At 74.1% G+C, this 23,343-nt stretch carries 27 protein-coding genes; 11 read left to right on the plus strand and 16 right to left on the minus strand.

Annotated features, from left to right (window positions below):
- The first annotated feature begins 107 nt into the window (after window positions 1-107).
- Both BJ961_RS26590 and BJ961_RS26595 read left to right on the plus strand, forming a co-directional pair.
- On the plus strand, window positions 108-1,013 hold the full coding sequence (locus BJ961_RS26590) for a pseudouridine-5'-phosphate glycosidase (RefSeq protein ID WP_271417171.1): 906 nt from the start codon (window positions 108-110) through the stop codon (window positions 1,011-1,013).
- Complete coding sequence (locus BJ961_RS26595; protein ID WP_271415318.1) at window positions 1,010-1,954, plus strand: carbohydrate kinase family protein; 945 nt, start codon at window positions 1,010-1,012, stop codon at window positions 1,952-1,954. The genes BJ961_RS26590 and BJ961_RS26595 overlap by 4 nt, the downstream gene beginning before the upstream one ends.
- Window positions 1,955-1,986: 32 nt before the next feature.
- On the opposite strand, the gene BJ961_RS26600 is transcribed toward BJ961_RS26595, so the two are convergent.
- The gene (locus tag BJ961_RS26600; RefSeq protein WP_271415319.1) at window positions 1,987-2,781 is read right to left on the minus strand and encodes a methyltransferase domain-containing protein; all 795 of its coding nucleotides are present in this window, start codon (window positions 2,779-2,781) and stop codon (window positions 1,987-1,989) included.
- 218 nt (window positions 2,782-2,999) lie between these two features.
- Window positions 3,000-3,632: a nucleoside/nucleotide kinase family protein gene (locus BJ961_RS26605; RefSeq protein WP_271415320.1), complete on the minus strand. Its 633-nt coding sequence runs from the start codon at window positions 3,630-3,632 to the stop codon at window positions 3,000-3,002.
- A gap of 178 nt (window positions 3,633-3,810) precedes the next feature.
- Between BJ961_RS26605 and BJ961_RS26610 the strand changes: the two genes are divergently transcribed.
- Window positions 3,811-4,290, plus strand: coding sequence for an anthrone oxygenase family protein (locus tag BJ961_RS26610; protein WP_271415321.1), 480 nt, complete (start codon window positions 3,811-3,813; stop codon window positions 4,288-4,290).
- A 159-nt stretch (window positions 4,291-4,449) separates the two neighbouring features.
- On the plus strand, window positions 4,450-5,940 hold the full coding sequence (locus tag BJ961_RS26615; RefSeq protein ID WP_271415322.1) for a glutamate synthase subunit beta: 1,491 nt from the start codon (window positions 4,450-4,452) through the stop codon (window positions 5,938-5,940).
- A gap of 509 nt (window positions 5,941-6,449) precedes the next feature.
- Here BJ961_RS26615 and BJ961_RS26620 read toward each other — a convergent pair.
- The 3 genes from BJ961_RS26620 to BJ961_RS26630 all read right to left on the minus strand — a co-directional run bounded on the left by BJ961_RS26620 (window position 6,450) and on the right by BJ961_RS26630 (window position 8,483).
- On the minus strand, window positions 6,450-7,256 hold the full coding sequence (locus BJ961_RS26620) for an SAM-dependent methyltransferase (protein ID WP_271415323.1): 807 nt from the start codon (window positions 7,254-7,256) through the stop codon (window positions 6,450-6,452).
- 90 nt (window positions 7,257-7,346) lie between these two features.
- Window positions 7,347-7,622, minus strand: coding sequence for a DUF397 domain-containing protein (locus BJ961_RS26625; protein ID WP_102929095.1), 276 nt, complete (start codon window positions 7,620-7,622; stop codon window positions 7,347-7,349).
- Entirely contained in the window at window positions 7,623-8,483 is an 861-nt protein-coding gene (locus BJ961_RS26630; protein ID WP_271415324.1) for a helix-turn-helix domain-containing protein, read from the minus strand.
- 264 nt (window positions 8,484-8,747) lie between these two features.
- On the opposite strand from BJ961_RS26630, the gene BJ961_RS26635 reads away from it, so the two are divergent.
- From BJ961_RS26635 to BJ961_RS26645, 3 genes are all read left to right on the plus strand, one after another.
- Window positions 8,748-9,398, plus strand: coding sequence for an ATP-binding protein (locus BJ961_RS26635; RefSeq protein ID WP_271415325.1), 651 nt, complete (start codon window positions 8,748-8,750; stop codon window positions 9,396-9,398).
- Entirely contained in the window at window positions 9,389-9,829 is a 441-nt protein-coding gene (locus BJ961_RS26640) for a hypothetical protein (protein WP_271415326.1), read from the plus strand. Before BJ961_RS26635 ends, BJ961_RS26640 begins: the two co-directional genes overlap by 10 nt.
- 288 nt (window positions 9,830-10,117) lie before the next feature.
- Entirely contained in the window at window positions 10,118-11,983 is a 1,866-nt protein-coding gene (locus BJ961_RS26645) for an ABC transporter ATP-binding protein (RefSeq protein WP_271417172.1), read from the plus strand.
- A gap of 30 nt (window positions 11,984-12,013) precedes the next feature.
- Here BJ961_RS26645 and BJ961_RS26650 read toward each other — a convergent pair whose 3' ends face one another.
- The 4 genes from BJ961_RS26650 to BJ961_RS26665 form a co-directional block, all read right to left on the minus strand.
- On the minus strand, window positions 12,014-12,199 hold the full coding sequence (locus BJ961_RS26650) for a hypothetical protein (RefSeq protein ID WP_271415327.1): 186 nt from the start codon (window positions 12,197-12,199) through the stop codon (window positions 12,014-12,016).
- A gap of 155 nt (window positions 12,200-12,354) precedes the next feature.
- The gene (locus BJ961_RS26655) at window positions 12,355-13,044 is read right to left on the minus strand and encodes a DUF899 domain-containing protein (RefSeq protein ID WP_271415328.1); all 690 of its coding nucleotides are present in this window, start codon (window positions 13,042-13,044) and stop codon (window positions 12,355-12,357) included.
- Window positions 13,045-13,172: 128 nt separating this feature from the next.
- A complete protein-coding gene (locus BJ961_RS26660) occupies window positions 13,173-15,017 on the minus strand; it encodes an FUSC family protein (RefSeq protein WP_271415329.1) in 1,845 nt (614 codons plus the stop codon).
- A 171-nt stretch (window positions 15,018-15,188) separates the two neighbouring features.
- A complete protein-coding gene (locus tag BJ961_RS26665) occupies window positions 15,189-15,974 on the minus strand; it encodes a nucleotidyltransferase domain-containing protein (RefSeq protein WP_271415330.1) in 786 nt (261 codons plus the stop codon).
- Window positions 15,975-16,122: 148 nt separating this feature from the next.
- Between BJ961_RS26665 and BJ961_RS26670 the strand changes: the two genes are divergently transcribed.
- Both BJ961_RS26670 and BJ961_RS26675 read left to right on the plus strand, forming a co-directional pair.
- On the plus strand, window positions 16,123-16,536 hold the full coding sequence (locus tag BJ961_RS26670; RefSeq protein ID WP_271415331.1) for a RidA family protein: 414 nt from the start codon (window positions 16,123-16,125) through the stop codon (window positions 16,534-16,536).
- Window positions 16,537-16,544: 8 nt separating this feature from the next.
- Complete coding sequence (locus tag BJ961_RS26675) at window positions 16,545-17,003, plus strand: GNAT family N-acetyltransferase (protein WP_271415332.1); 459 nt, start codon at window positions 16,545-16,547, stop codon at window positions 17,001-17,003.
- 27 nt (window positions 17,004-17,030) lie between these two features.
- Here the strand turns inward: BJ961_RS26675 and pip are convergent, their stop codons facing one another.
- Both pip and BJ961_RS26685 read right to left on the minus strand, forming a co-directional pair.
- Window positions 17,031-17,996: a prolyl aminopeptidase gene (pip, locus tag BJ961_RS26680; protein WP_271415333.1), complete on the minus strand. Its 966-nt coding sequence runs from the start codon at window positions 17,994-17,996 to the stop codon at window positions 17,031-17,033.
- 79 nt (window positions 17,997-18,075) lie between these two features.
- The gene (locus tag BJ961_RS26685; protein WP_271415334.1) at window positions 18,076-18,789 is read right to left on the minus strand and encodes a uracil-DNA glycosylase; all 714 of its coding nucleotides are present in this window, start codon (window positions 18,787-18,789) and stop codon (window positions 18,076-18,078) included.
- Window positions 18,790-18,868: 79 nt separating this feature from the next.
- Between BJ961_RS26685 and BJ961_RS26690 the strand changes: the two genes are divergently transcribed.
- On the plus strand, window positions 18,869-19,408 hold the full coding sequence (locus BJ961_RS26690) for an RNA-binding S4 domain-containing protein (protein WP_271415335.1): 540 nt from the start codon (window positions 18,869-18,871) through the stop codon (window positions 19,406-19,408).
- A 14-nt stretch (window positions 19,409-19,422) separates the two neighbouring features.
- Here BJ961_RS26690 and BJ961_RS26695 read toward each other — a convergent pair whose 3' ends face one another.
- A complete protein-coding gene (locus BJ961_RS26695) occupies window positions 19,423-19,902 on the minus strand; it encodes a DoxX family protein (RefSeq protein WP_271415336.1) in 480 nt (159 codons plus the stop codon).
- A gap of 103 nt (window positions 19,903-20,005) precedes the next feature.
- Window positions 20,006-20,698, minus strand: coding sequence for a class I SAM-dependent methyltransferase (locus BJ961_RS26700; RefSeq protein ID WP_271415337.1), 693 nt, complete (start codon window positions 20,696-20,698; stop codon window positions 20,006-20,008).
- A gap of 174 nt (window positions 20,699-20,872) precedes the next feature.
- On the opposite strand from BJ961_RS26700, the gene BJ961_RS26705 reads away from it, so the two are divergent.
- Window positions 20,873-21,139, plus strand: a complete 267-nt coding sequence (locus tag BJ961_RS26705) for a DUF6343 family protein (RefSeq protein ID WP_271415338.1) — start codon at window positions 20,873-20,875, stop codon at window positions 21,137-21,139.
- A 50-nt stretch (window positions 21,140-21,189) separates the two neighbouring features.
- On the opposite strand, the gene BJ961_RS26710 is transcribed toward BJ961_RS26705, so the two are convergent.
- Genes BJ961_RS26710 through BJ961_RS26720 form a run of 3 tightly spaced genes read right to left on the minus strand, consistent with a single transcriptional unit; the run spans window position 21,190 to window position 23,193 of the window.
- Window positions 21,190-21,570 carry a tetratricopeptide repeat protein gene (locus BJ961_RS26710; protein WP_271415339.1) on the minus strand — a complete coding sequence of 127 codons (381 nt, stop codon included), beginning with the start codon at window positions 21,568-21,570 and terminating at the stop codon, window positions 21,190-21,192.
- Window positions 21,571-21,619: 49 nt separating this feature from the next.
- A complete protein-coding gene (gene coaE, locus BJ961_RS26715) occupies window positions 21,620-22,222 on the minus strand; it encodes a dephospho-CoA kinase (protein WP_271415340.1) in 603 nt (200 codons plus the stop codon).
- A gap of 32 nt (window positions 22,223-22,254) precedes the next feature.
- Window positions 22,255-23,193, minus strand: a complete 939-nt coding sequence (locus BJ961_RS26720; RefSeq protein WP_271415341.1) for a PAC2 family protein — start codon at window positions 23,191-23,193, stop codon at window positions 22,255-22,257.
- Window positions 23,194-23,343: the final 150 nt, after the last annotated feature.

Below are 23,343 nucleotides of genomic sequence, written 5' to 3' on the forward strand. Positions count from 1 at the left end.
AAGGGCCCGTTCCGGCTCCGGCGGGGTTTGGTCCGGTGCCCCGCCCGCCAGAGATGTGAGGGAGACCGGAGCCGAGGGAGATCCGTCGGACAGGAGGCAGGCACGTGATGCTGGTGGTGTCGGAAGAGGTACGGGAAGCGGTCGAGGCGCGTCGCCCCGTGGTGGCCCTGGAGTCCACGATCATCGCGCACGGCCTGCCGCGCCCGCGCAATCTGCTGGTGGCTCGGGAGTTGGAGGAGGCGGTGCGCCAGGAGGGCGCCGTACCGGCGACGATCGCCGTGCTGGACGGGCGGCCCCGTGTCGGCCTGGACAAGGAGCAGCTGGAGCGGGTCGCGAACGAGGACGGCGTCCGCAAGCTGGGGCACCGTGACCTGCCTCTCGCGGTGGCCCGTGGCGCGAGCGGCGCGACCACCGTGTCGGCGACCGCCCTGCTGGCGTCCCTGGCGGGCGTGCGGGTGTTCGCGACGGGCGGGCTGGGCGGTGTCCATCGGGAGTGGACGGTGACGCAGGACGAGTCGGCCGATCTGGGCGTGCTGGCGCGCACCGGGATCACGGTGGTCTGCGCGGGGGTGAAGTCCGTCCTGGACGTGCCGGCGACCCTGCAACGGCTGGAGACGCTGGGGGTCTCGGTGGCCGGTTACCGGACGGACCGCTTCCCGGGCTTCTACCTGTCCGACTCGGGGCATCCGGTGGACTGGACGCTGGACGACCCGGAGCAGGTGGCGGCGGTGATGCGGGCGCAGGACGCGCTGGGTGGGCCGCGGTCCGCGCTGGTGGTCGCCCGTCCCGTCGCCGAGGAGGAGCAGCTCGATCCCGCGCTCCACGCGCGCGTGCTCGCCGACGCGCTCGCCGCGTGCGAGGCGGAGGGGGTCACGGGCCAGGCGGTGACGCCGTTCCTCCTCGATCGTCTGGTACGCCTCACCGACGGCGCCTCGCTGAGCGCCAACCTGGCGGCGGTGCGTGGGAACGTACGGCTGGCCGCCCGTGTCGCGGCGGCCTGGGCCGGGGCATGATCACGGGTCCCACGGGTCCGGGAGGTGCGCTGCTCGTCGTGGGGGACGTCGTCACGGACGTCGTCGCCCGGCACCGGGGCCCGCTGGCCGCCGGTACGGACACCGCGGCCTCCATCCGGCGGCTGCCCGGCGGAGCGGGCGCCAACGTGGCGTGCTGGGCCGCGTACGGAGGGTGCGGGGACGTGCGGCTGCTGGGCCGGGTCGGCGCCGACGCGTCCGTCTGGCACGAACGGGAGCTGGTGGCGCACGGTGTGCGTCCGCTCCTGGTCGTCGACGTGGCGGCCGCCACGGGGACCGTGATCTGCCTGGTCGACACCAAGGACTCGGCCGAGCGGACGTTCCTGACGGACAGTGGGGCCTCGCTGCGGCTCGGGCCGGGCGACTGGGCGGACGCGCTGCTCGACGGGGTGGGCCGGCTGCACCTCTCGGGCTACCTCCTCTTCTCGGAGCCGGGCCGGGCTCTGGTGCCGGTCGCCGTGACGGCGGCCCGCGCGCGTGGGGTGCCGGTCAGCCTGGACCCGGCGTCGGCCGGTTTCCTCGCCGGACTGGGCGTCGAGCGCTTCCTGAGCCTCGTCGAGGGCGTGGACGTGTTGCTGCCCAGTCGTGACGAGGCGTGCCTGCTCACCGGCCTGCCCGACGCGTCGGACGCCGCCGCGAAGCTCAGCCGGCACGTTCCACTGGTGGTCGTGAAGCAGGGCGCGGACGGGGCCCTGGTGGCCCGGTCGGGCGCCGTGGGCGCGCGGATCGCCGCCGTCAGGGCGTCGCCGCGGGACAGTACGGGCGCCGGTGACGCCTTCACCGGCGCGTTCCTAGCGGCGCTGCTCACGGGCGCGGAGCCCGGGGAGGCGGCGGCCGCGGGATGCCGGGCGGGCGCGCGGGCGGTCGAGCGGGTGGGCGGGAGACCTCCGCGCTCGGACCGTCGGCGACCGGACGACGGATAGACGCGGTCTCCCGTGTGCTTCCCCGGCGCGCACTACCCCTTGCACCCCCACGCGGAGATCATGGGGGCCGTGGCGAGGTCCATGCCGCCGGAGGCGACGTTCGCGAGGTGGCGGTCGATGTCGTCGTGGGTGGCCGCCCCGGCCGCCACCAGCTGGTCGCGGACCTGGCGGACCGTCGCGGACTCCAGGGCCGTGCAGGCGGGCGACGTGACCGGGAAGTAGGCGTCGGCCTCCACTCGGCGCAGTCCCGCCTCCCTCAGCAGGCGCGGCAGCCGACGGCCGTAGGAGAGGTCGGCGCCACGCTGGGACAGCAGCTGGCGGAAGCCGTGCCGGAGTCTGTTCGCCAGCTGCTGCTCGGGGCCGTGCTCGTCCGGACACAGCAGGGGCTGGAGCGCCGGATCGGCGTCCTCGACCAGGAGGCGGCCTCCGGGGCGCAGGGACTTGATCATCGATCGCAACGCCCGCTCCCGGTCGGGCACGTGGACGAGTACGAGTCTCGCGTGCACCAGGTCGAACCCCTCCCCCGGAGGTTCCTCCGCGCCCACGTCGTGCACCCGTGCCTCGACCGGCGGGCGGGCGGCCGGAGCGACCCGGGAGGTGTCGATGTCCGTCGCGAGGACCCTGCCGGTCGGTCCCACTCTCTTGGCCAGCCACGACACCACGGAGGTGCCTCCGGCCCCGACCTCCCAGCAGCGCCAGCCGGGGCCGACACCGAGCGTCTCCAGGTGCCTGAACGTCGTGGGGTCGAAGAGCGTGGCGAAGGCGTCGAAGCGCTCCGCCGCCTCGGCCCGCCCGTTGTCGAGGAGGTATCCGTCGGTTCGCGTCATGCTGCGATCATCCCAGTTGTCCCGCTTGCCCGGAGGGGGCGACGCTCCGGCGCGGGGCCCCTGCGGTCCGGCGGGACCGGACGTGTCCTGAGGGCCCGTGCGGGCCTGTCCACAGGCGGGAACAAAGCGGAATCCTCCGTTTCCACAGGCCCGTTCGCGGTCTGCTCCGGCCTGGCAGACTGGCGTGGCGAGGCGGGGCCGGCCGTTCACCAAACACGTCAGCCGTTCCACGCGGGGTGCCGCGGATCGTCGGCGCGCACCAGGACGTCGGCGGTGGCGGAGGGGTCGTTCTCCTCGTCGTACCGCTCGTAGGCGGGCAGGGTCCAGTGCTCTGTCCCCGGGGTGCGGCGGCGCAGGGCGCCGGGGGTGAGGACGAGGTGGACACTCAGGTCGAGGGGGAACCAGTGGCGCAGCAGGAAGGGTCCGTGGAGCAGCAGCACGCCGCCGGGCGGGAGTTGCGCGTAGGGGCTGCGGGTGGCGCGATCGGTGACGGGGTCCCACAGGTCGGGCAGGATCCGCCCGTCGCCGCCGGGCCCGAGGGGGTCGAACACCTCGCGCCACAGGGCGCCGGTGTCGTACCAACCGTTGTAGTAGGACTCGACGTCCTGGTGCCCGTACTCCAGGCGGAGGGAGGCCGGGCGAAGGAAGCCCTCGGTCCCGACGACGAGGGAGGGGCGGCCTCGGACGCGCAGTGCCTCGCAGACCCGTGCGGCGAGTTCGTCCGGGCGGGCGGCCGGGGCGCCGTCGAGGGCGACGCGCGTCCAGGGGCTGCCGTCGGTGGGCTCCAGGTCGAGCAGTCGTTCGGCGAGGCGGTCGCCGAGCCGGTCCCAGGTGATCGCTTCCAGTCGCACCCGCCCATGATGCGTCAGCCGACGCGTCGGCCGCCTGGACGCTCGCGCATGGGTTCGCGGCGCTCGGCCATGGTCACCGTGCCGGTGCGGAGGTTGACTTGTGGTGATCGACGGCCGACGGCGCCGGACCGGCGTCCATCGGGCCGGCATCTACTCGACGGGTGGGAGTTGACGCGGCGTGATCGAGGGACCGTACTTCGTGCTGACGGTGCTGGGTGTGCTCGGGACCGGTGTGACGGCCGGTGTCTTCTGCGGGTTCTCCACCTTCGTCATGCGGGGGCTCGCCGCGCTGCCGCCCGCGCAGGGGGTGGCGGCGATGAACGCGATCAACAGGGCCGCGGTACGGCCGGCGTTCATGTCCGTGTTCCTCGGGACGGCGGTGCTGGCGGCGGTGATCGCCGTGGTGACGTTCGTGCTGTGGCCCGAGGGGGCCGCGGTGGAGTTGCTGCTGGGCAGTGCGCTGTACCTGGTGGGGTCGTTCGGGGTGACCGCGGGCGCCAACGTGCCGCGCAACGCCGCGCTGCTGGGCTTGGAGCCGGGCGCCGCGGAGACGGCCGACCGGTGGCGCTCGTACGTGCGCGAGTGGACGGCCTGGAATCACGTCCGTACCGGTGCCTCGGCCGCGGCGGCGGTGGCGTACGTGCTGGCCCTGGCCTGATGCGCCCGGGGCGAGGGGCGGGTGCGCTCTCGGCGCGGGGCGCCGTGGTCGAGGGGGCGTGCGGCGCTCTGCGCGCGGGGCGGGCCGGTCGTATCGTGGAGCGCGAGAGCGCCGAGAGGCGACGCCCGGCCAGCGAGCCCGTACGCGAGGAAGACGGCCATGGCCGATCCGAAGGGTTTCCTGACGACGCCCCGCGAGGAGTGGCCCCGCAGGCCGGCCGCGGAGCGGGTCCGGGACTGGGACGAGGTGTGCGTCCCGGGCGCGCTGCTGCCGATCGTCGGCGCGCAGGCCGACCGGTGCATGGACTGCGGTGTTCCGTTCTGTCACGAGGCCTGCCCCCTGGGCAATCTGATCCCCGAGTGGAACGACCTGGTCTCCCGGTCGGACTGGCGGGCGGCGAGCGAGCGGCTGCACGCCACGAACAACTTCCCGGAGTTCACCGGTCGGTTGTGCCCGGCGCCGTGCGAGGCGGGCTGTGTGCTCGCCATCAACCAGCCCGCCGTCACCATCGAGAACGTCGAGTGCGCGATCGCGGACCGCGCCTGGGAGGAGGGTTTCGTCCCGCCGTGCCCGCCGGACCGCCTCTCGGGGAGGACGGTGGCGGTGGTCGGCTCGGGGCCCGCGGGTCTCGCGGCGGCGCAGCAGCTGACCCGGGCCGGGCACACGGTCGCGGTGTACGAGCGGGACGACCGGATCGGGGGGCTGCTGCGGTACGGCATCCCCGAGTTCAAGCTGGAGAAGCGGCATCTGGAGCGGCGCATCGGCCAGCTGCGGGCCGAGGGGACGAGGTTCCGTACGTCGACGGCGGTGGGCCGGGACGTGGCGGCGGCCGAGCTGCGGGCCCGGTACGACGCGGTGGTGATCGCCACCGGGGCGACCGCGTGGCGGGAGTTGCCCGTGCCCGGCCGGGAGCTGGCGGGAGTCCATCAGGCGATGGAGTACCTGCCGCGGGCCAACCGGGTGTGCGAGGGCGACCTGGAGTGCTCCCCGCTGTCCGCCGCCGGAAGGCATGTCGTCATCGTCGGCGGTGGCGACACGGGCGCGGACTGTCTCGGTACGGCGGTGCGCGAGGGGGCCGCGTCCGTGACGCAGTTGGACATCTGCGCGCGGCCCGGCGAGGAGCGCGACGAGGTGGGCGAGCCCTGGCCGACGTACCCGCGGGTGTACCGGCTGTCGGCGGCGCACGAGGAGGCACGCGACCTGCGGTCCGCTCCGGCGGCGGACGCGGACGCCCGGCTGTTCGCGGCGTCCACGCTCCGCTTCACCGGCGACGCGCGGGGTCACGTGCGTTCGCTGAGCCTGGTCGGGGTGGACGCCGGGCGCCGTCCGCTGCCCGGCACCGAGCGGTCGCTCCCCGCGGACCTGGTCCTCCTCGCCCTCGGTTTCTCGGGGCCCGACCGCGCGGACGGGCTCGTCGACGGGCTGGGGCTGGCCATGGAGCCCCGTGGCACGATCGCCCGGGACGAGGACTTCGCGACCAACGTCCCGGGGGTGTTCGCCGCGGGGGACGCGGCGCGCGGGCAGTCTCTCGTCGTGTGGGCGATCGCGGAGGGGCGGGCGGTGGCGGCGGCTGTCGACCGCCACCTGTCCGGCGGCGGCACCCGGCTGCCGTCCCCGGTCGGCCCGTACGACCGGCCGATGACGGCCTGAGCCGCCCGCGACCGGCGCGGGCGCGGACCGGTGCCGTGCCACCCTGCCTTGTTCTCCGGCTTGTGGACGACCTGCCACCGGCGCCTGGCCGGCATCCCGGCTCTGCAGACGACCCCCACGGGCGCGGGACCGCCATCCCGCCTTCGCAGACGGTCCGCCACGGGCGCGTGACCGGCACCCGACCTCCGCACACGCCCCACCACCGGCGCGGGACCGCCATCCCGCCTTCGCAGACGGCCCGCCACGGGCGCGTGACCGGCACCCGACCTCCGCACACGCCCCACCACCGGCGCGGGACCGCCATCCCGCCTTCGCAGACGGCCCGCCACGGGCGCGTGACCGGCACCCGACCTCCGCACACGCCCCACCACCGGCGCGGGACCGCCATCCCGCCTTCGCAGACGGCCCGCCACGGGCGCGTGACCGGCACCCGACCTCCGCACACGCCCCACCACCGGCGCGGGACCGGTGCCCCGCCCTGCCCCGGCTTGGGGGCGGCCCGCCCTCCGTCACGCCTTGCGGGCCACCGCCCCGTACCCCGGGACGACCCCGTCCTCCTGGCCGGGGACCGGCTCGCCCAGTTCGGGGTGCCACAGGTGCGGCACCTGGACGCCGGGCTCGACGAGTTCGAGGCCGTCGAAGAAGCGGGTGAACTCCTCGCGCGAGCGCAGGGCCAGGGTGACCCCGGCGGCCCGGAGCTTCTCGGTGGCCGCCCGCGACTGCTCGGGCGTGAAGTCCGCCGTCGCGTGGGTCATCACGAGGTGGCTGCCGGAAGGCAGCGCGTCCAGCAGTCGGCGGACCAGGTCGTGCGCACCGTCCTCGTCGGAGACGAAGTGCAGCAGCGCGACCAGGGACAGCGCGACGGGCCGGTCGAAGTCCAGGATCTTCCGGGCCCCCTCCAGGACGGCGTCCGGATCCCGGACGTCGGCCTGGAGGTACTCGGTCTCCCCCTCGGGCGTGCCACGCAGCAGGGCCGCCGCGTGTGCCAGCACGATGGGGTCGTTGTCGCAGTAGACGACGCGGGCGTCGGGCGCGATCTCCTGGGCGAGACCGTGCAGGTTGGGCTCGGTCGGTATACCGGCGCCGACGTCCAGGAACTGCCGTACGCCGTGGCCCGCCAGCCAGCGGGTGGCACGGTGCATGAAGGCGCGGTTGACCCGTGCCATCACCGGCACCCTCGGGTCGAGGGCGAGCATCTGCCGGCCCATCGCCTCGTCGACCGGGTAGTTGTCCTTTCCGCCGAGATACCAGTCGTACATCCGCGCGGGGTGCGGCTTGCTCGTGTCGATCTCGGTGGCGCGGTGTTGCCCGGTCATCACGCACTCCCAGGTGTTGCGTTCTCGTCGCGACGGGTGATCAGCTCAGTGCCAAACAGCTTAAAAACAACAATCAACAGGGCGCACGGTTCAGGACAGCAGGAAGTCCGCCTCTCCCGCCTTCGCTCCCTCGATGAAGGCCGTCATCTCGGCCGAGGTGTAGATCAGCGCGGGCCCGTCCGGGTCGGTGGACTGGCGGACCGCGATCCGGCCGTCGGCGAGCTTCATCGCCTCCAGGCAGTTGCCTCCGTTGCCGCCGCTCCACGGCTTGTGCCAGCCCTCGCTGCCCAGTTCACGGGCGGGCATGCCGTTGTAGATCCGCTCACCGCGGGTCAGTGGCGGGCGCTGGGGTTTGATGCGGTTCATTCACAACTCCTTGCGGAGGTCCCGGAGGATCTCCTTCGTGCGATGTGCCGTGGCGGCCTGCGCCGCCATGCGGTCCATGACCTCGAGGTGGGTCGCCACCTCGGCACGCGCGTCCAGGTAGACGGCGCCGGTCAGGTACTCGCTGTAGACCATGTCCGGGAGTTCCGGCATGGCGAATCGGAACAGCACGAAGGGCCCGTACGTGCCGGGGTGCGGCCCGCTGGAGAACGGGGCGACCTGCAGCGTCACGTTGGGCAGCTTCGTGGCGTCGAGCAACCGGTCGATCTGGGCACGCATCACCTCCGGCCCCCCGACGGGGCGGCGCAGCGCGGTTTCGTCCATCACGACCCACAGCCGGGGCGCGTCCTTGCGGGTGAGCAGTTCCTGGCGTCGCATGCGCAGGTCGACGTGGCGCTCGATGTCGTCGGGGCGGGTCTGCCCGATGGCGCCCGAGCGCAGCACCCCGCGCGCGTAGTCCTCGGTCTGCAGCACTCCGGGGACGAAGTGCGGCTCGTAGGAGCGGATCAGGGCGGCCGCGCCCTCCAGGCTGACGTACAGCGAGAACCAGCCGGGCAGGATGTCGTGGAAGCGCTGCCACCACCCCGGCTTGTTGGCGTCCTCGGCCAGCCGGACGAAGGCGTCGGCCTCCTCGTCACTGACGCCGTAGGCCTTCAGCAGGAGCTGGAGGTACGGGATCTTGAGGGAGACCTCGGCCATTTCCATGCGGCGGACCGTGGCGGGGGCGACGCGCAGGATGCGGGCGGCTTCCTCGCGTTTGAGTCCGGCGCGTTCCCGCAGGTCCAGCAGGCGCCGGCCGAGTACGACCTGGCCGACCGTCGGCGCGGACCGTGGCTCGCTCACCGCCCACCTCCTGAAGAGTCCCGAATGAGTCCTTGCGTCCCCGTGTCCTGGTACGGACAGCCCCGGCGAGTCGGCGTGTCCTGGTGCGGACAGCCCGGCGGCGCCATTCGAAAGTCCATTCGAAGACCGTGAGAGTCCTCGACGACCTGAAGTGGCGCCGCTCGACGTGCTGTTGCGAGCAGTGTGCCACGACCGTCCAGAACGTCACACAGCACTCTGCATTTTTCAGAGTGACACTTGCCAAGTGTTCACGGCGGGGCGATAGTGGCAAGCGTGATTCCGTCCGCGCCCTTAGGAACAGACGCCACCGCGGGCTCCCTGGGCCTCGGTGCCGCCATGGGAGCCGGCTCCTCGGGGGCCACCGCCGCCGAGCGCCGGTTCCGTTTCGAACTGGCCGCCCACCCGGCCTCTCCCGCGCAGGCCAGACGCCTGACCCGGGCCCGGCTGAACGGCTGGGCGGTGTGCGAGGACACCTGCGACACCGCGGCCCTGGTGGTGTCCGAGCTGGTGACCAACGCGATCGTGCACACCGCGAGCAGACACATAGTGTGCGAGCTGCACGACGCCGACGACCTGGTGCGCATAGCCGTGCGCGACGAGGGCTGCGCCCCCGGCCAGCCCCACCCGTCGGCCGATCAGCAGCCCGAGGACGAGCACGGCAGGGGGCTGCTCCTCGTCGACGCCCTGTGCGACGCCTGGGGCGCCCACGAACACGGCCCCGGACTGCTGGTCTGGGCCGAACTGCCCCGCGGGGCCGACGGACCGCTCGGCCCGCCGGAGCCTTGCAACGACCTGGGCTGGGGCGCCCGCCCGAAGCCCGGCCCCGCGGACGACACGCGGGACGAGGGCGAGGCGGAGTCCCGCCGTCGGGAGAGCCGGGAGACGATCCGCGGAACGGGGACCGAATGGCTATGAGGGCTGCGTCCGGCATCCGACCGCTCGGTCTGGACACGATGGTGCGCCTCCAGCGCGGACGGCGCGCTCCCGGTGCGCCCCTGAGGCTGCCCGTCCCGGACGGCATGACGGCGCCGCTGGGCTGCGACGCGGTGGCGGTGCCCTCCTTCCTCGGCCAGCAGGTGCTGCCCCGGCTGCCGCGCGTGGGGTGCGTCTACGCCGACGAGACGCACTGGTGGTGGATCGTCCCGTCCGACTCCGACTACGCCCTGGACTGGCCCGCGCCCGCCCGCTACGCCACCGGTGCGGTGGTCCCCGGCGCCACGGACGTCCCGGGGCTCCTCCACCGCTCGGACGGCACGGTCCCCTACACCCCGCCCATCCCCCTGTATCTGGCCCTGTGCCGACTGACCGACACGACGCCCACCTGGTCGCGCCCGGTGAGCGCGTAGGACCTGTCCGGCCGATCAGGGCACAGGGCGCCCCCCCCGCGCCCTCCCGATCACCGCGCCCCGTCCCGCCGACCCCGCACGCCCCCTTTCGGCCGCGCCCCGTCCGGCGTGCGCCCGCGTGCCCCGGCCTCCCCCGCTCGCGCCCTGCCCCCGGGCGCCCCGCCCCCGCGATAGTGGCCCTCCGTCCACGATCGGGGGAGGCAGACGGTGCGCAGGAAGGGCGGCACGACACCGGCCGGGGTCTCGGAGTCCGAACGGCTGCTCTTCGGCGGCCCCCTGCGCTACGACATGGGTTGGAACCAGCACGCCGACGCCTTCCTCGAGCTGGGCTTCCGCTCGATGCTGACCCGGCTGCCGTCCCTGCTGGCCTCCAGCCTGCGGCTCGCCCGGCAGGCCGACCCGCAGGCCGCGCGGACGGTGCTGGCGGCCGAGGTGGGCCGGGGCCTGGCGCAGGCGGTCAGTCTGCTCGCGGTCAACAGCGTGCTGGCGGGGCTGATGGCCGACGGCCCGGTCGAGGACCGGCTGCGCGACGCCGTCCCCGCGCTGGTCACCGTCGCCGCCGTCATGCTGGTCGCGGCACTGCTGCGGGCGGCGTCGACGTACGCGACCGGGCGGCTGGAGCCGAAGGTGGAGCGGGTGGCCACCGAGCGGTATCTGGAGCGGGCGGCGGCCGTGGAGCTGTCGGCGATCGAGGACCACGCCTTCCACAAGCTCCTCGACACCGCACAGTACGGCGCGGCCTCCGCCCGCCGCATGATCATGTACGGCACGCGCGTGGTGAACGCGATGATCTCGCTGATCGCGGCGGCCGGCGTCCTCACCGTCCTGCATGCCGCGCTGCTGCCCCTGCTGGTGACGATGACCCTGCCGAGCGCCTGGAGCGCGCTGACCCTGGCCCGCCGCCGGTACGAGTCCTTCCACGCCTGGGTGCAGCACGAGCGGGCGGGCCGGCTGCTCGCCGGGCTGCTCATCGAACCGGCCGCGGCCCCCGAGATCCGGGTGCACGGGGTGGGCCCCTTCCTGCTGCGGCACTTCCGCGCGATGTCGGAGACCGCCGAGGCGGAGCAGGCCCGGCTGGCCCGGCTGGCGGCCCGGACCGGACTGATCGCGGCGGCGTGGACGGGGCTGGCGACGGCGGCGACGTACGCGACCCTCGGCGGACTGCTGCTGGGCGGCGCGATGTCCCTGTCGGTCGCGGGCACGGCGGTGATCGCGATCCGCACCGGCTCGCAGAGCCTCGGCACCCTCGTCGTCGAGGTCAACGCGCTCCACGAGGAGGCGCTGTTCGTCGGCGACCTGGAACGGCTGGAGGTGGAGGCGGCCGACCGTGCCATCCCGGTGGGCGGCGCCGCGCTGCCCGACGACCCGAAGGAGATCCGCTTCGAGAACGTCACCTTCCGCTATCCGGGCGACGCCACCCGTCCCGCACTCGACGACGTGACGCTCTCGCTGCCCCTGGGCCGGATCGTGGCACTCGTCGGCGAGAACGGCTCGGGCAAGACGACGCTGGTCAAGCTGCTCGCCGGGCTGTACACACCGGAGCGCGGCCGGATCACCTGGGACGGCGTCGACGCGGCGACGGCGGACCGGCACGCACTCGCCGAACGCGTCGCGATGGTGGCCCAGGACTTCAAGCGCTGGCCGTTCACCGCGCGGGTGAACGTCGCCGTGGGCCGCTCCTCGGCACCGCTCGGCGACGAACGGGTGGCCGACGCCGTCGCCGAGGCCGGGGCCGAGGAGGTGGTCGCCGATCTGCCGCACGGCCTGGACACACTGCTGGCCCGCAACTTCAGCGGCGGCCACGAGCTGTCCGGCGGCCAGTGGCAGCGGGTCGGGATCGCCCGCGCCGCGTACCGCCAGGGCCGGATCCTCATCGTGGACGAACCGACGGCGGCCCTGGACGCGCGCGCCGAGCTGGAGGTGTTCGAGAAGATCCGCGCCCTGGCCGGCGGCGGGCAGACGGTCGTCCTCATCACCCACCGGCTGGCGTCCGTGCGCCACGCCGACCTGGTGCACGTCCTCGACCAGGGCCGGCTGGTGGAGTCGGGGACCCCGGACGAACTGCTGGCGTCCGGCGGGGTCTACGCGGAGCTGTACTCGTTGCAGGCGGAGCAGTTCACGAAGGCGCCGGTGCCGGCCCCGGAGGCGGGCTGACGTCGGCGCCCCGCCGCGCGCGGAGGCCGGTCAGGCCGCTGCGTCCCCCACGGCGTCGCCGCGGCGCACGACGACCAGGAACATGTCCGTGGCGAGGTCCATGACGACCTCGGCGGGCTGGCCCTCCAGACGCCGCGCCTGTGCGAACTCCTCCGCCGGCCAGGACCCTCGCGGCCCGCCGGCGGGAAAGCGTTCGAGCACCGTTCGCCCGTTCACTCCGCACCTCCATGTAGCGCTGTACTCGTAGAGTTAAACGCCAACCATGGAGCGAATGCCTCGCGCGGTGATGGTACTGAGACACAGTCGACACCCGTTCACCGCAAAGTGTGATCCGTACGTCGGCCGTTCGGCCGTTTTCGCCACGGAGCGCGTCAGCCCTCGTACTCGTCGTGATAGCGGACCGTCCCCCTGCCCACAGGGGCACCGAGAGCCGACCCGCGCCCCTCGGGTTCCTCCCACGGCTCCTGCCGGCCGAGGGCGGTCAGGTCGAGCAGGCTGGTGGTCGAGCCGATCCCGTCCAGCCCGCGCCCGTACGTCGAGTACGTGTGGAAGACCCGCTCGTGGTCCCGCAGGAAGCAGCTGAGCCCGGAGCGCTCGACCGGCTCGTCCCCGTGCTGGAGGGTCGCGTCGAAGTCGGTGTTGAAGTCGTTGAGGTACGACGAGTACCAGGGCAGTGTCCAGCCCATCCGCGCCTTGAACGGAAGGATCCTCGGGTACGGCGCCCGGGAGACCGCCGCGAACGACGTGCCGCGGGCCCGCAGGTGGGCGAGGTGGCCGATCTGGTCCAGGAACGCCGAGCAGCCGCGGCAGCCCTCCTCCCACTCGGGTGCGAACATGAAGTGGTGGACGACGAGCTGGTCCCGGCCCTCGAAGAGGTCGAACAGGGTGGCCTTGCCGTCGCCGCCCTCGAACACGTACTCCTTGTCGACCTCCACCATGGGCAGCCCGCGCCGTTCGGCGTTGAGGGCGTCACGCGCGCGGGTGGCCGCCTTCTCCTTGGCCAGTAATGCCTCGCGCGCCGCGCGCCAGTGCGCGCGGGTGACGATCTCGGGCAGCGACATGCTTCCAGCCTCCTGTGCGGCGTGCTTCGTCCGACGGTCCGACGGTCCGCACCACGTCGGACCGTCCCGGTGGTGACCGAAGGGCGCGGCGGAACTCATCGCCGCCCGGCAAGATTCTTTTCGGAGACCTACCGGAACGCCGTCGACCTGGTGCGTCGCGCCAGTTCGTCGCGCAGGACCGCGAGCCGTTCCGTGTGGCGCGGGGTGAGCCGGCCGGTGTCGTCGAGGTGCACGGCGCAGGCGGTGGTGGTGTCGACGAGCCGTTCGAGGACCGTGGCGACCTCGTCCGTGCCGGCGGAGTGCCGGGCGAGGGCGGGCAGTTCGGCGGCGGCGCGGCCGACGGCGGCGCGGGCCTCGGCGAGCGTGCGGTAGGCCTCGCGGCGCAGCGTCCACCGGGTGGCGCGGTCGTCGGACTCGCTCAGGACGTGTGCGAGGTAGGCGTGCGCGGCGGTGTCGGCGCTCTCGATGCTCGCGCGTATCCCGGCACCCCGCTGCCCCGGCATCGGCAGGTGCCCGACGACCAGCACGATCGCGCAGGCCAGGAGCGTCTCCCCGATACGGCCGACGGAGGCCTGGGGTTCGCCGCCCACCATGACCAGGGCGAGGACGAGGACGGTGACGACGGTCGTCTGGGCGGCGAAGTGCCGGGCGGCGACGGGCACCAGGGCGCCGCTCACGGCGACGAGCGCGACCAGCCCCTCGGGCCGGGGCAGCACGGCCGCGAACCCGGCGAACAGCAGCGCTCCGAGGACGGTTCCGGCGGCGCGGCACAGCACTCGGGACACGAGCGGGCCGAGATCGGGCTTCACGAGGAAGACGGCCGTCGCGGGCAGCCAGTACCAGTGCTGGTGGGAGCCGTACCAGTGGCCGTGGTGCAGCGCCTGGGCGACGGCGGCACCGGCGCCGAAGCAGAGTCCGACCCGCAGCCCGTACTCCCGCCCGCCGGCGCCGAGCACGGCACGGGCGAGGACGCGGGGCGAACGCCTGCGCGTGTGCAGGTCCGGTCCCCGGCCCCGGTCGAAGGCGTCCGCCGCGTGCAGCAGGGCGTCGTCCAGGGCGCGCAGGGCGGGATCGGTGCGCCTCGGCGCGGGGAGCGGCCCGGCGCGGGTGTTGCCGCGGACGGCCGCCGCGAGTCGCCGGGGCCCTTCGCAGGCCCGCGCGGGCACGGCCTGTTCGGCCCACGCCAGCGCGGTCGCCGCCTCGCCGAGGGGCAGGGCCGCCGAGTACTGGGCGTGCAGCCGGCGTTCGGCGGCGGTCGCGGCGCGGCGCCGCAGCCGGGGTCCGGCGAGCGCGTCCTGCGCGTGGTCGAGCGCGGCGGTGAGCGCGGCCCGGCGGGCCACGGCGTGCTCCGTGCCGACCGCGTCGAGGAGCGCGGCGACGGCCTCGTAGACGCCGGCGACGGCCGCCCGCTCACCGTCGAGGCGGAAGCCGACACGGAGGTCGCCGGTGACGAATTCCGGGGTCGGCAGGAACAGCCGCAGCAGGAGCAGCCATCCGGCACCGGCGAGGAAGGCCAGCACGCTCTGCCATCCGGGGTCGGGCAACGGCATCCCGGCACCCACCGCGCTCCCGACCAGCAACTGCGTCCCGGTCGCCGACGCCACCGGCCCGACGGCGCTCACCGCTCCGGCGACCAGTCCGAGCCCGGTCAGCAGGAGTGTCAGCGCCACGGCTCCGAGGTGCGGCCCGGCCCAGGTCCCGGCGAGCAGCCCGGCCGCTCCCGCGAGTGCGGGTACGCCGATCCGCACCACGGAGGTACGGCGGCTGCCCGGCCGGTCGTTGACGCCGGCCAGCATGGCGGCGATCGCGGCGACGACCCCGAGGGAGGCCCGCCCCGCGACCAGGGCCGTGATCAGCAGCGGCCCGCCGGCCAGCGCGCCCCGGACCACCGCGTTCCAGGGCACGGGGCCGCGCTGGGCGTTCAGGGCATGGCCGAGCCAGGGCGGGAGCGCGTGGGCTGCGGTGCGGGACACGGGGTGCGGGGCTCCTGTCGTCCGGGCGAGGGCGGTGGCGAGCCTTCGGGCGACGGTGGCCGGGCTGGGCGGTGCGCTGTCAAGCGTACGACGGGTCGTGGACGGTGCGGCGACGGTGCTGTTTCGGGGAGATGACGGCAGTGCGTGCCGGCGGCCGTGACGGTCACCGGGTCAGGCGCGGGCCGTCTCCACGGCGGCGCGCAGCAGTGTCCCGGCCCGGGTCACCGAGCGGGTGAGGGACCGCGGCTCCGGCGTCAGGTCCGCGAGCAGCGCGTCGATCCCGTCCAGTCCCGCCCGCCGGACCATCCCCTTCTCGTTGGTGACCCACTCCCCCCGCGCCGCCAGCACCGCGTGTGCCGTCTGGGTGGTGGCGAGGGCGATGGCACCGGCGACCTGAGCGAGGGCGCCCTTGGGGGCGTGGCCGGTCCCGGCGTAGGCGAGGGTGGCCGTGGCCGCGCCGTACCAGCGTTCGGGGGCGGTGGTGCGCAGGGCCTGCGGGTAGGCGGGGCGGGGCAGGTCGCCGCGCAGCACCTTGTTGATCGCCAGTTCCGCGACGACGAGGTAGGTCGGGATGCCGGCCAGGTGGAACATGAGCGGCTCGACGCCGAAGCGTCCCGCCTCCGCCTCCACCCGCTGGTGCTCGACCGCGTCGAGGTCGCGGTAGTGCAGGTCGACGCGGCGCTCGTCGATCGTCAGCCAGGCGCCGCCGTTGAAGACGCCGCCGCCCCAGGCGCCGATCTCCGACACCTCGCCCGGCCAGCCGACGGCGCGGAGGTCGTCCGGGTCGAAGGCGCCCCGGTAGTAGACCGCCAGGTCCCAGTCGCTGTCCGGCCCGTGCGTGCCCTGGGCCCGGGAGCCGCCGAGGGTGACGGCCCGGACCGCGGGCAGGGCGGCGAGACGGTCGGCGGTGGCGTCGAGGAAGGCCTGGTCCGTGAGCGTGGGGGTGGGGGTGGGCACCGCTGCGGGCTCCTGACGGTGGAGGGTGTGGCCGACGGCGGGAAGCCTAGGCGGCCGGGGAACGGGCCGCGAGGGATATTCGGGTGCGCGGCGCGGGCGGAGACCGGACGATCGGGGGTGGTTGTCCGCCCGCCTTCCAGGAGTCCCCGTGATCCAGCGCGTCACCGTGCCCGGCCTGTTCCCGCCGCCCGCCTACTCCCACGCCTCCGTCGTCGAGGCCGGGACCAGGCTGGCCTTCCTCGCCGGGTCCGTCCCGCTGGACGCGGAGGGCAGGCTGGTCGGCGCGGGCGACCCGGTCCGCCAGGCGGAGCAGGTGCTGGCGAACCTCACGGAGCAGTTGCGCGCCGTCGGGAGCGGCCTGGAGCACGTGCTGTCGACCGACGTGTACGTCGTGAGCACCGAGACCGCCGTGCTCTCCGCCGTCTGGGACGTCGTCGAGGCGTCCGGACTCAGCACGGGCCCGCACTCCTCGACGCTGCTCGGGGTCGGCTGCCTCGGGTACGCGGGGCAGCTGGTGGAGATCACGGCGACCGCGGTCGTGCCCGGCGCGAGCCGTCGGTGAACGGGGAGGTGAGTGCCGACGCGGTCGTCCTGCGCCGCGCGTCGGCCGCCGACGCGCGTGCGGCGGCCGACGTCTGGCTGCGCTCCTTCGCCGCCGCGCTGCCGACCGTGTCCCGGCCCCGCACCGACGCGGAGGTGCGTGACTACGTCCGGCACGTGGTGGTGGTGCGGTACGAGACGTGGGTGGCGGGGACCGCGGGCGGCGAGATCGTCGGTGTGATGGTGCTGGAGGGCGGGGAGCTGTCGCAGCTGTACCTCGCTCCCGACCGGCGCGGCACCGGGATCGGGGACCGGTTCGTCGCCCTCGCCAAGGAGCGCTGCCCGGCCGGGCTCTTCCTGTGGACCTTCCAGGTCAACGCGCCCGCGCACCGCTTCTACGAACGGCACGGGTTCCGGGCCGTGGAGTGGACGGACGGGGCCCGGAACGAGGAGCGGGAGCCGGACGTGCGCTACGTCTGGCGGCCGTAGTCCCCCGCCTCCCGGCCCCGGCCCGCGTCAGGCGCCGCCGCGCGCGTACTTGTCCGTCGCCGCGATCAGCGCGTCGTCACCGATCGTTCCCGCGTCGTGCCCGGCCTCGTCCACGATCACCAGTTCGCTCTCCGGCCAGGAGTGGTGGAGCCGCCACACGATGCCGAGGAGATTGCCGAAGTCGAGGCTGCCCTGGACCAGGGTGCCGGGGATGCCCTTCAGGAGGTGGGCGTCCCGGAGCACCACACCCTCGTCGTTGCCCTCTCCGAGGAAGTGGTCGTTGCCCCAGTAGTGCGTGACGGTACGCGCGAAGCCCATGCGGAATGACGGGTCCTGGAACCGGGCGACCGAGCCGGGCGGCGCCGGGATCGTGGCCGTCTCCCAGTCCGTCCAGGCACGCGCGGCGCGCTCGCGGACGGCGGCGTCCGGTGACTCCAGCAACCGGTTGTAGGCGGCGGGGAGACTGCCGTCGCGTCCGTCGGGGGGCAGCTCGGCGAGGAACCGCTCGTGGGCCTCGGGGAAGATCTTCCCCAGGCCGCGGGTCATGAGCTCCACCTCCGCGCCGGAGCCGGTCGCGACCCCGGTCAGCACCAGCTCGGTCACCGCGCCGGGGTGCGTCTGCGCGTACCGCAGGCCCAGGACCGATCCCCACGACACGCCCCACACCAGCCACCGCTCGATGCCCAGGTGGGCACGGAGCCGTTCCAGGTCCGCCATGAGGTGGGCCGTCGTGTTGACGCTCATGTCGGTGTCGTGGGCGCTCGCGCGGGGCAGCGAACGTCCGGCGCCGCGCTGGTCCAGGAGGACGATCCGGTAGGCGGCGGGGTCGAAGTACCTCCGGTGGCCCGGACTCGTACGGGATCCGGGTCCGCCGTGCAGCACCAGCGCGGGCCTGCCCTGCGGGTTGCCGCTCGTCTCCCAGTAGACGCGGTTGCCGTCGCCTACGTCGAGCATGCCGTGGTCGTACGGTTCTATCTCCGGATACAGGCCCATCGGTGCACCCTAGCGGCGCTGGTCAGGGGGGCTCAACCGCATTACGGGGCAGGCGTCACTCCGCTTCACCGGGCGGGTCTCACCGCGCGGGCAGCCCCGCGGTCCGCGCCGCCGTGCGCAGCACGTCGCGCAGCATCTCGGGGCTGAGGCGACCGGTGAAGGTGTTGCGCTGGCTGACGTGGTAGCAGCCGAAGAGACTCAGGCCGGGCCCGTCCGCCGCGTCCAGCGTCACGCGTCCGCCGTGCGCGAAGGCAGGGCGCGGCCGGGGCACGGTCCAGCCCGCGCCGGCGAACGCGGGCAGCGCGGCCTGCCAGCCGAAGGCGCCTAGTACGACCACCGCCCGCACGGTCGGCCGCAGCAGCTCCAGCTCCTGCACCAGCCAGGAACGGCAGGTGTCGCGTTCGCTGGGGGTGGGCTTGTTGGCGGGCGGGGCGCAGTGCACCGGCGAGGTGACGCGCACCCCGTACAGCTCCAGGCCGTCGTCGGCGGAGACCGCGGTGGGCTGCGAGGCCAGACCCACGTCGTACAGCGCCTGGTACAGCACGTCTCCGGAACGGTCGCCGGTGAACATGCGGCCGGTCCGGTTGCCGCCGTGGGCCGCGGGGGCCAGCCCCAGGATCAGCAGGCGCGCGTCCGGGGGGCCGAAGCCGGGCACCGGGCGGCCCCAGTACGTCCAGTCGGCGAAGGCCGCCCGCTTGGTACGGGCCACCTCCTCCCGCCACTCGACCAGTCTCGGGCAGGCCCGGCACCCCGCGATGCGCTGGTCGAGTAGGGAGAGGCCGCCGGTGTCCATGCGTCCACCGTAAGACCGTCGCCGGTCGCCCGAGGAAAATGGGGCCCAGTCCCCTCTGCCGGGCGGTTAAGGTCGAACCATGGCTTCCGAGCATGACGCAGGCCGGAGCGGCCCGGTGGCCGCCCCGCGGGACGGCGCCGCTGACACCGCCGGGACACCGGACCCGAAGACGGCGGCGGCGATCGCCGCCGCCGAGGCGGCCGGACCGAAGACCGGCGAGAGTGTCCGCGTGGACAGCTGGATCTGGGCCGTCCGGCTCATCAAGACCCGCTCGCTGGGCGCGACCGCCTGCCGCGGCGGCCATGTCCGGGTGAACGGCGAGCGGGTGAAGCCCGCCCACTCGCTCCGCGTCGGCGACGAGGTGCGCCTGCGGCAGGAGGGCCGGGAACGCGTCGTGGTCGTGAAGCGGCTGATCCGCAAGCGGGTCGGTGCCCCGGTCGCCGTCCAGTGCTACGTCGACAACTCCCCTCCGCCCCCGCCCCGCGAGGCCGCCGCCCCGGCCGGCATCAGGGACCGCGGCGCCGGCCGCCCGACCAAGCGCGACCGCCGCGAGATGGACCGGCTGCGCGGACTGGAGGGCCTGAGCAGCTCCCGGCGGGACGCCGAGACCAGGTCCTGAGCCTGCCGCCGCGGTCAGCCGCGCCGGACGCCCAGCCGCCGCAGCAGCTCCTCGTTGTGCCCGCGACGGGCCCGGGCGACGATCAGGAGCGGCACCAGCAGCACGAGCGGTGTCGCCGCGTTCTCACCGTCGAAGTAGGTGAGTTGGACGACGAACGCGCCCACCATCAGTGCGCTCAGGGCCGTCGCCGCCACCGACTGCAGCATCGGGACGAGCAGGGCGATCGCTCCCGCCAGTTCGAGGGCACCGATCGCGTACATGCCCGGGTCGCCCCAGCCCATCTCGGCGAAGGTACCGGCCGCCGAGGAGTGCGCGATCAGCTTGGGCGCGGCGCTCGCGCCGGCGAAGAACAGCGCGAGCAGCACTTGCACGACGCGCAGGCAGAGCCGGAGGCCACGACCGCGTTCGCGGCCGCGGTCCGGTGCGCCGGCGGGTCCGGCGGCCGCGGAGAGCGCGGTGACGGGGGCGGCGGCGGAAGCGGTGGTGTCGGACATGGCGGGTCTCCCGGGCTGAGCGGTCCGTGGTGCTGTCGGGGATTCAGACCGCCCTCCGCCCCGGAACTCATCGCCGGACCGGCCGCCGCCGCGACGGCTGCCGCTACCGCTGTCTCCGGCGCACCGGTACGGCCCTCGCCCATGTCCCGTCGTCCGTCAGATACCGGTCCACCGCGAGCCCGGCCTCCTCCAGCGCCTCCTCGAACTGCTCTCTGGTCAGCGGCCGGGCCCGGAAGGTCTGCGTCCAGACCGCGTCCGGGAACTCGTACTCCGCCCGGACCGCATTGACGCCGTCCCCCACCGGGTCCGCCGACAGGATCCGGATGGTGAAGCCGCTGGGGTCCACCCGCTCGCGCGGCAGGTTCGTGTGGTAGTCCGCGCCCTCCCGCTGGATCAGCACACAGCCGTCCTCCGCGACGTGCCGGGCGCAGGTGCGCAGCAGTCCCCGCCGGACCTCGACGTCCCCGGCGTGCACGAGGAACGACGCCAGCATCACCGCGTCGAAGCGCTCGCCGAGGTCGAGGTCCTCGATCGGGCTGCGTATCGTCCGCGCCCCGCGCACGTGCTCCAGCATCTCGGCGGACTCGTCCACCGCGGTGACGACGAAGCCCCGCTCCAGCAGGGGATGGGTCATGCGCCCCACCCCGCTGCCCAACTCGAGGATCCGCGCGCCCGGGGGCACGGCGGCGGCGACGACGTCCGGCTCGGGTCCGGCGGGCAGCCGTGAGTAGAGCTCGACCGCGCAGCCGTCCGGGGTGATGGCTCCGGGCCCGGTTCCCTGGTGGCCCTCTCGCATTCTCAGTTCCATGCCCGTCCAACGGCCCGTCCCCGCACACCCGTTCCCACTCGACTTCGGTCCACCCGATCGAGTGAACACGTCGGGCCGGGCGGCGCGGCCCGCCCGCAGGTGGGCCGTGCTTCCGCCTGGTGGCGTGCGGGAGTACGTTCGTTTTCAGGAGTGGTGAGACCGATGCGTACGGGCAGTGAACCGGCCACCGCGCGCAGTGCTCTGCGGGCGCGCTTCTGGCTGAGTCTGTGGGGGCTGGCGTGGGCGGTCTTCGGCACGGCCGTCTTCGCGCTCACGGGGCGCTTCGGATGGGCGCTCGCCTGCGGGGTGCTGTGGCTCGTCGCCACGGTCGACCTGACCGTGATCCTCCGGCACATCCGCCAGGGCCCGCACTACCAGCCCGGCCGGGACGTCCCGCCGTACCGGCCTCCCGGACGCCGGCAGCCGTAAGGCCCGCGGTCGCGCGGGCCCCGGGGGCCCGGGCTCCGAGACGCGGACTGTCAGGAGTCGAACCGGGCCTGCTGCAGGTACTCCGGGTTCGGGTCGAGGGCGGCCGCCAGCCGGAAGTGCCGGCGGGCCTGGTCCGGACAGCCGCGGCGCTCGTAGGTGCGGGCGAGTGCGAAGTGCGCGAAGGCGTTGTCCGGCTCACGCTCCAGGACGATCGTGAACTCCAGCTCCGCCGGTCGCAGTTGCGCCGCCGCGAAGAAGGCACGGGCACGCAGTAGTCGCGCGGCGGTGTTCTCCGGATGCGTACCGATGACCCCGTCGAGCAGTTTCACCGCGCCGCGCGGGTCGCGCGCCGCGAGCAGTTGCTCGGCGGCACGGAAGTCGATGACGTCCGTCTCCGGAGTGCGTCCGGTCGATCCGCTGGTCTCGGGCACGGCTGAGTCCTTCCCTCTCTTCAAGGGATCAACGCCCGCGCGGGGGCCGCTATTCCGTGCGCGCTCTGCGCACCAGTTCGGCCCAGACCTCCGTCACCCGGCGTCGCAGTTCCTCCAGCGGCACGTCGTTGTCGACGACCAGGTCCGCGATCTCCCGCCGCTGCTCACGCGTCGCCTGGGCGGCCATGCGCGCCCGTGCGTCCTGCTCGGTCATGCCGCGCAGCCGTACCAGGCGCTCGAGTTGGGTGGCGGGGTCGGTGTCCACGACGACCACGACGTCGTACAGCGGTGCCAGGCCGTTCTCCGTGAGCAGGGGGACGTCGTGGACGACGACGGCGTCCTCGGCGGCGGCCGCTTCGAGGGCGCGGGAGCGGTCGCCGACCAGCGGGTGGACGATCCCGTTCAGGACGGCCAGCTTCCGCGGGTCGGCGAACACGATCGAGCCCAGTTTCGGCCGGTCCAGGCTGCCGTCCCCGGCGAGGACGTCCTCGCCGAACGCCTCCACGACCGCGGCGAGCCCCGGCGTTCCCGGCGCGACGACCTCACGCGCGATCCGGTCCGCGTCGATCAGTACGGCGCCGTGCTCGACGAGCAGCCGCGACACCTCGCTCTTGCCGGCGCCGATCCCGCCGGTCAGGCCCACAGACAGCATGAGCGGAAGCTTAGGCCCTGCCGGTCACGGCGTCAGCCGTCGCCCTCCCGCTCCGCCAGGAACCGCTCGAACTCGCGGCCGATCTCGTCCGCCGAGGGGATCTCGACGGGCTCGGCGAGCATGTTGCCCCGGGTTTCGGCGCCCGCGGCCGCGTCGTACTGGTGCTCAAGGCCCTGGACGAGCGCGGTGAGTTCCTCGTCGCCCTCCTGGATCTGCCGGTCGATCTCCGTCTGGGTGCGGTGGGCCTCCGTGCGCAGGGAGTGCGCGATGCCGGGCAGGACCAGGCCGGTCGCCGCGGTGATCGACTCCAGGACGGTCAGCGCCGCGTCCGGGTACGCGGACCGGGCGATGTAGTGCGGGACGTGCGCGGCGACACCAAGCACGTCGTGCCCCGCCTGCATGAGCCGGTACTCGACGAGCGCCTCGGCGCTGCCGGGGACCTGCGCCTCCTCGAAGGGGCTGGCGTGGCCCGGTACGAGGTCGGTGCGGCTGCCGTGCGGCGTGATGCCGACGGGACGGGTGTGGGGGACGCCCATGGGGATGCCGTGGAAGCTGACCGACAGGCGGACGCCCAGCCGCTCCACGATCTGCCGTACGGCGGCCGCGAAGCGCTCCCACTCGACGTCCGGCTCGGGGCCCGACAGCAGCAGGAACGGCGCTCCGGTGGCGTCCTGCACGAGCCGCACCTCGATGGTGGGCTCCTCGTAGTCGGCCCAGGTGTCCCGCTTGAAGGTCAGCAGCGGGCGGCGGGCCCGGTAGTCCACGAGCCGGTCGTGGTCGAAGCGGGCGACGACCTGGTGGGGCAGCGAGTCGAGCACCTGGTCGACGATCTGGTCGCCGGTCTCGCCGGCGTCGATGTATCCGTCGAAGTGGTACAGCATGACCAGTCCGGCCGACTCCTGGGCGAGTGCCATGTCGACGACGGCCAGGCCCTTCGGCTCCCATGCGTACAAACCCTGCGGATCAAGCACAGTGACCGCTCCCCTCCTCGTGTTCGTACGTCATAACGCCCTTACGGCGTAGGGCATTCCCGGAGGGAAACACCGAAGGGGCCGCACCTCGGAAGGTGCGGCCCCTCAGTCGACCACTGTGCTTCGACCGCCGTGTGTCAGCGGTCTGCG

Source organism: Streptomyces lienomycini, from assembly GCF_027947595.1.
Lineage (GTDB): Bacteria > Actinomycetota > Actinomycetes > Streptomycetales > Streptomycetaceae > Streptomyces > Streptomyces lienomycini.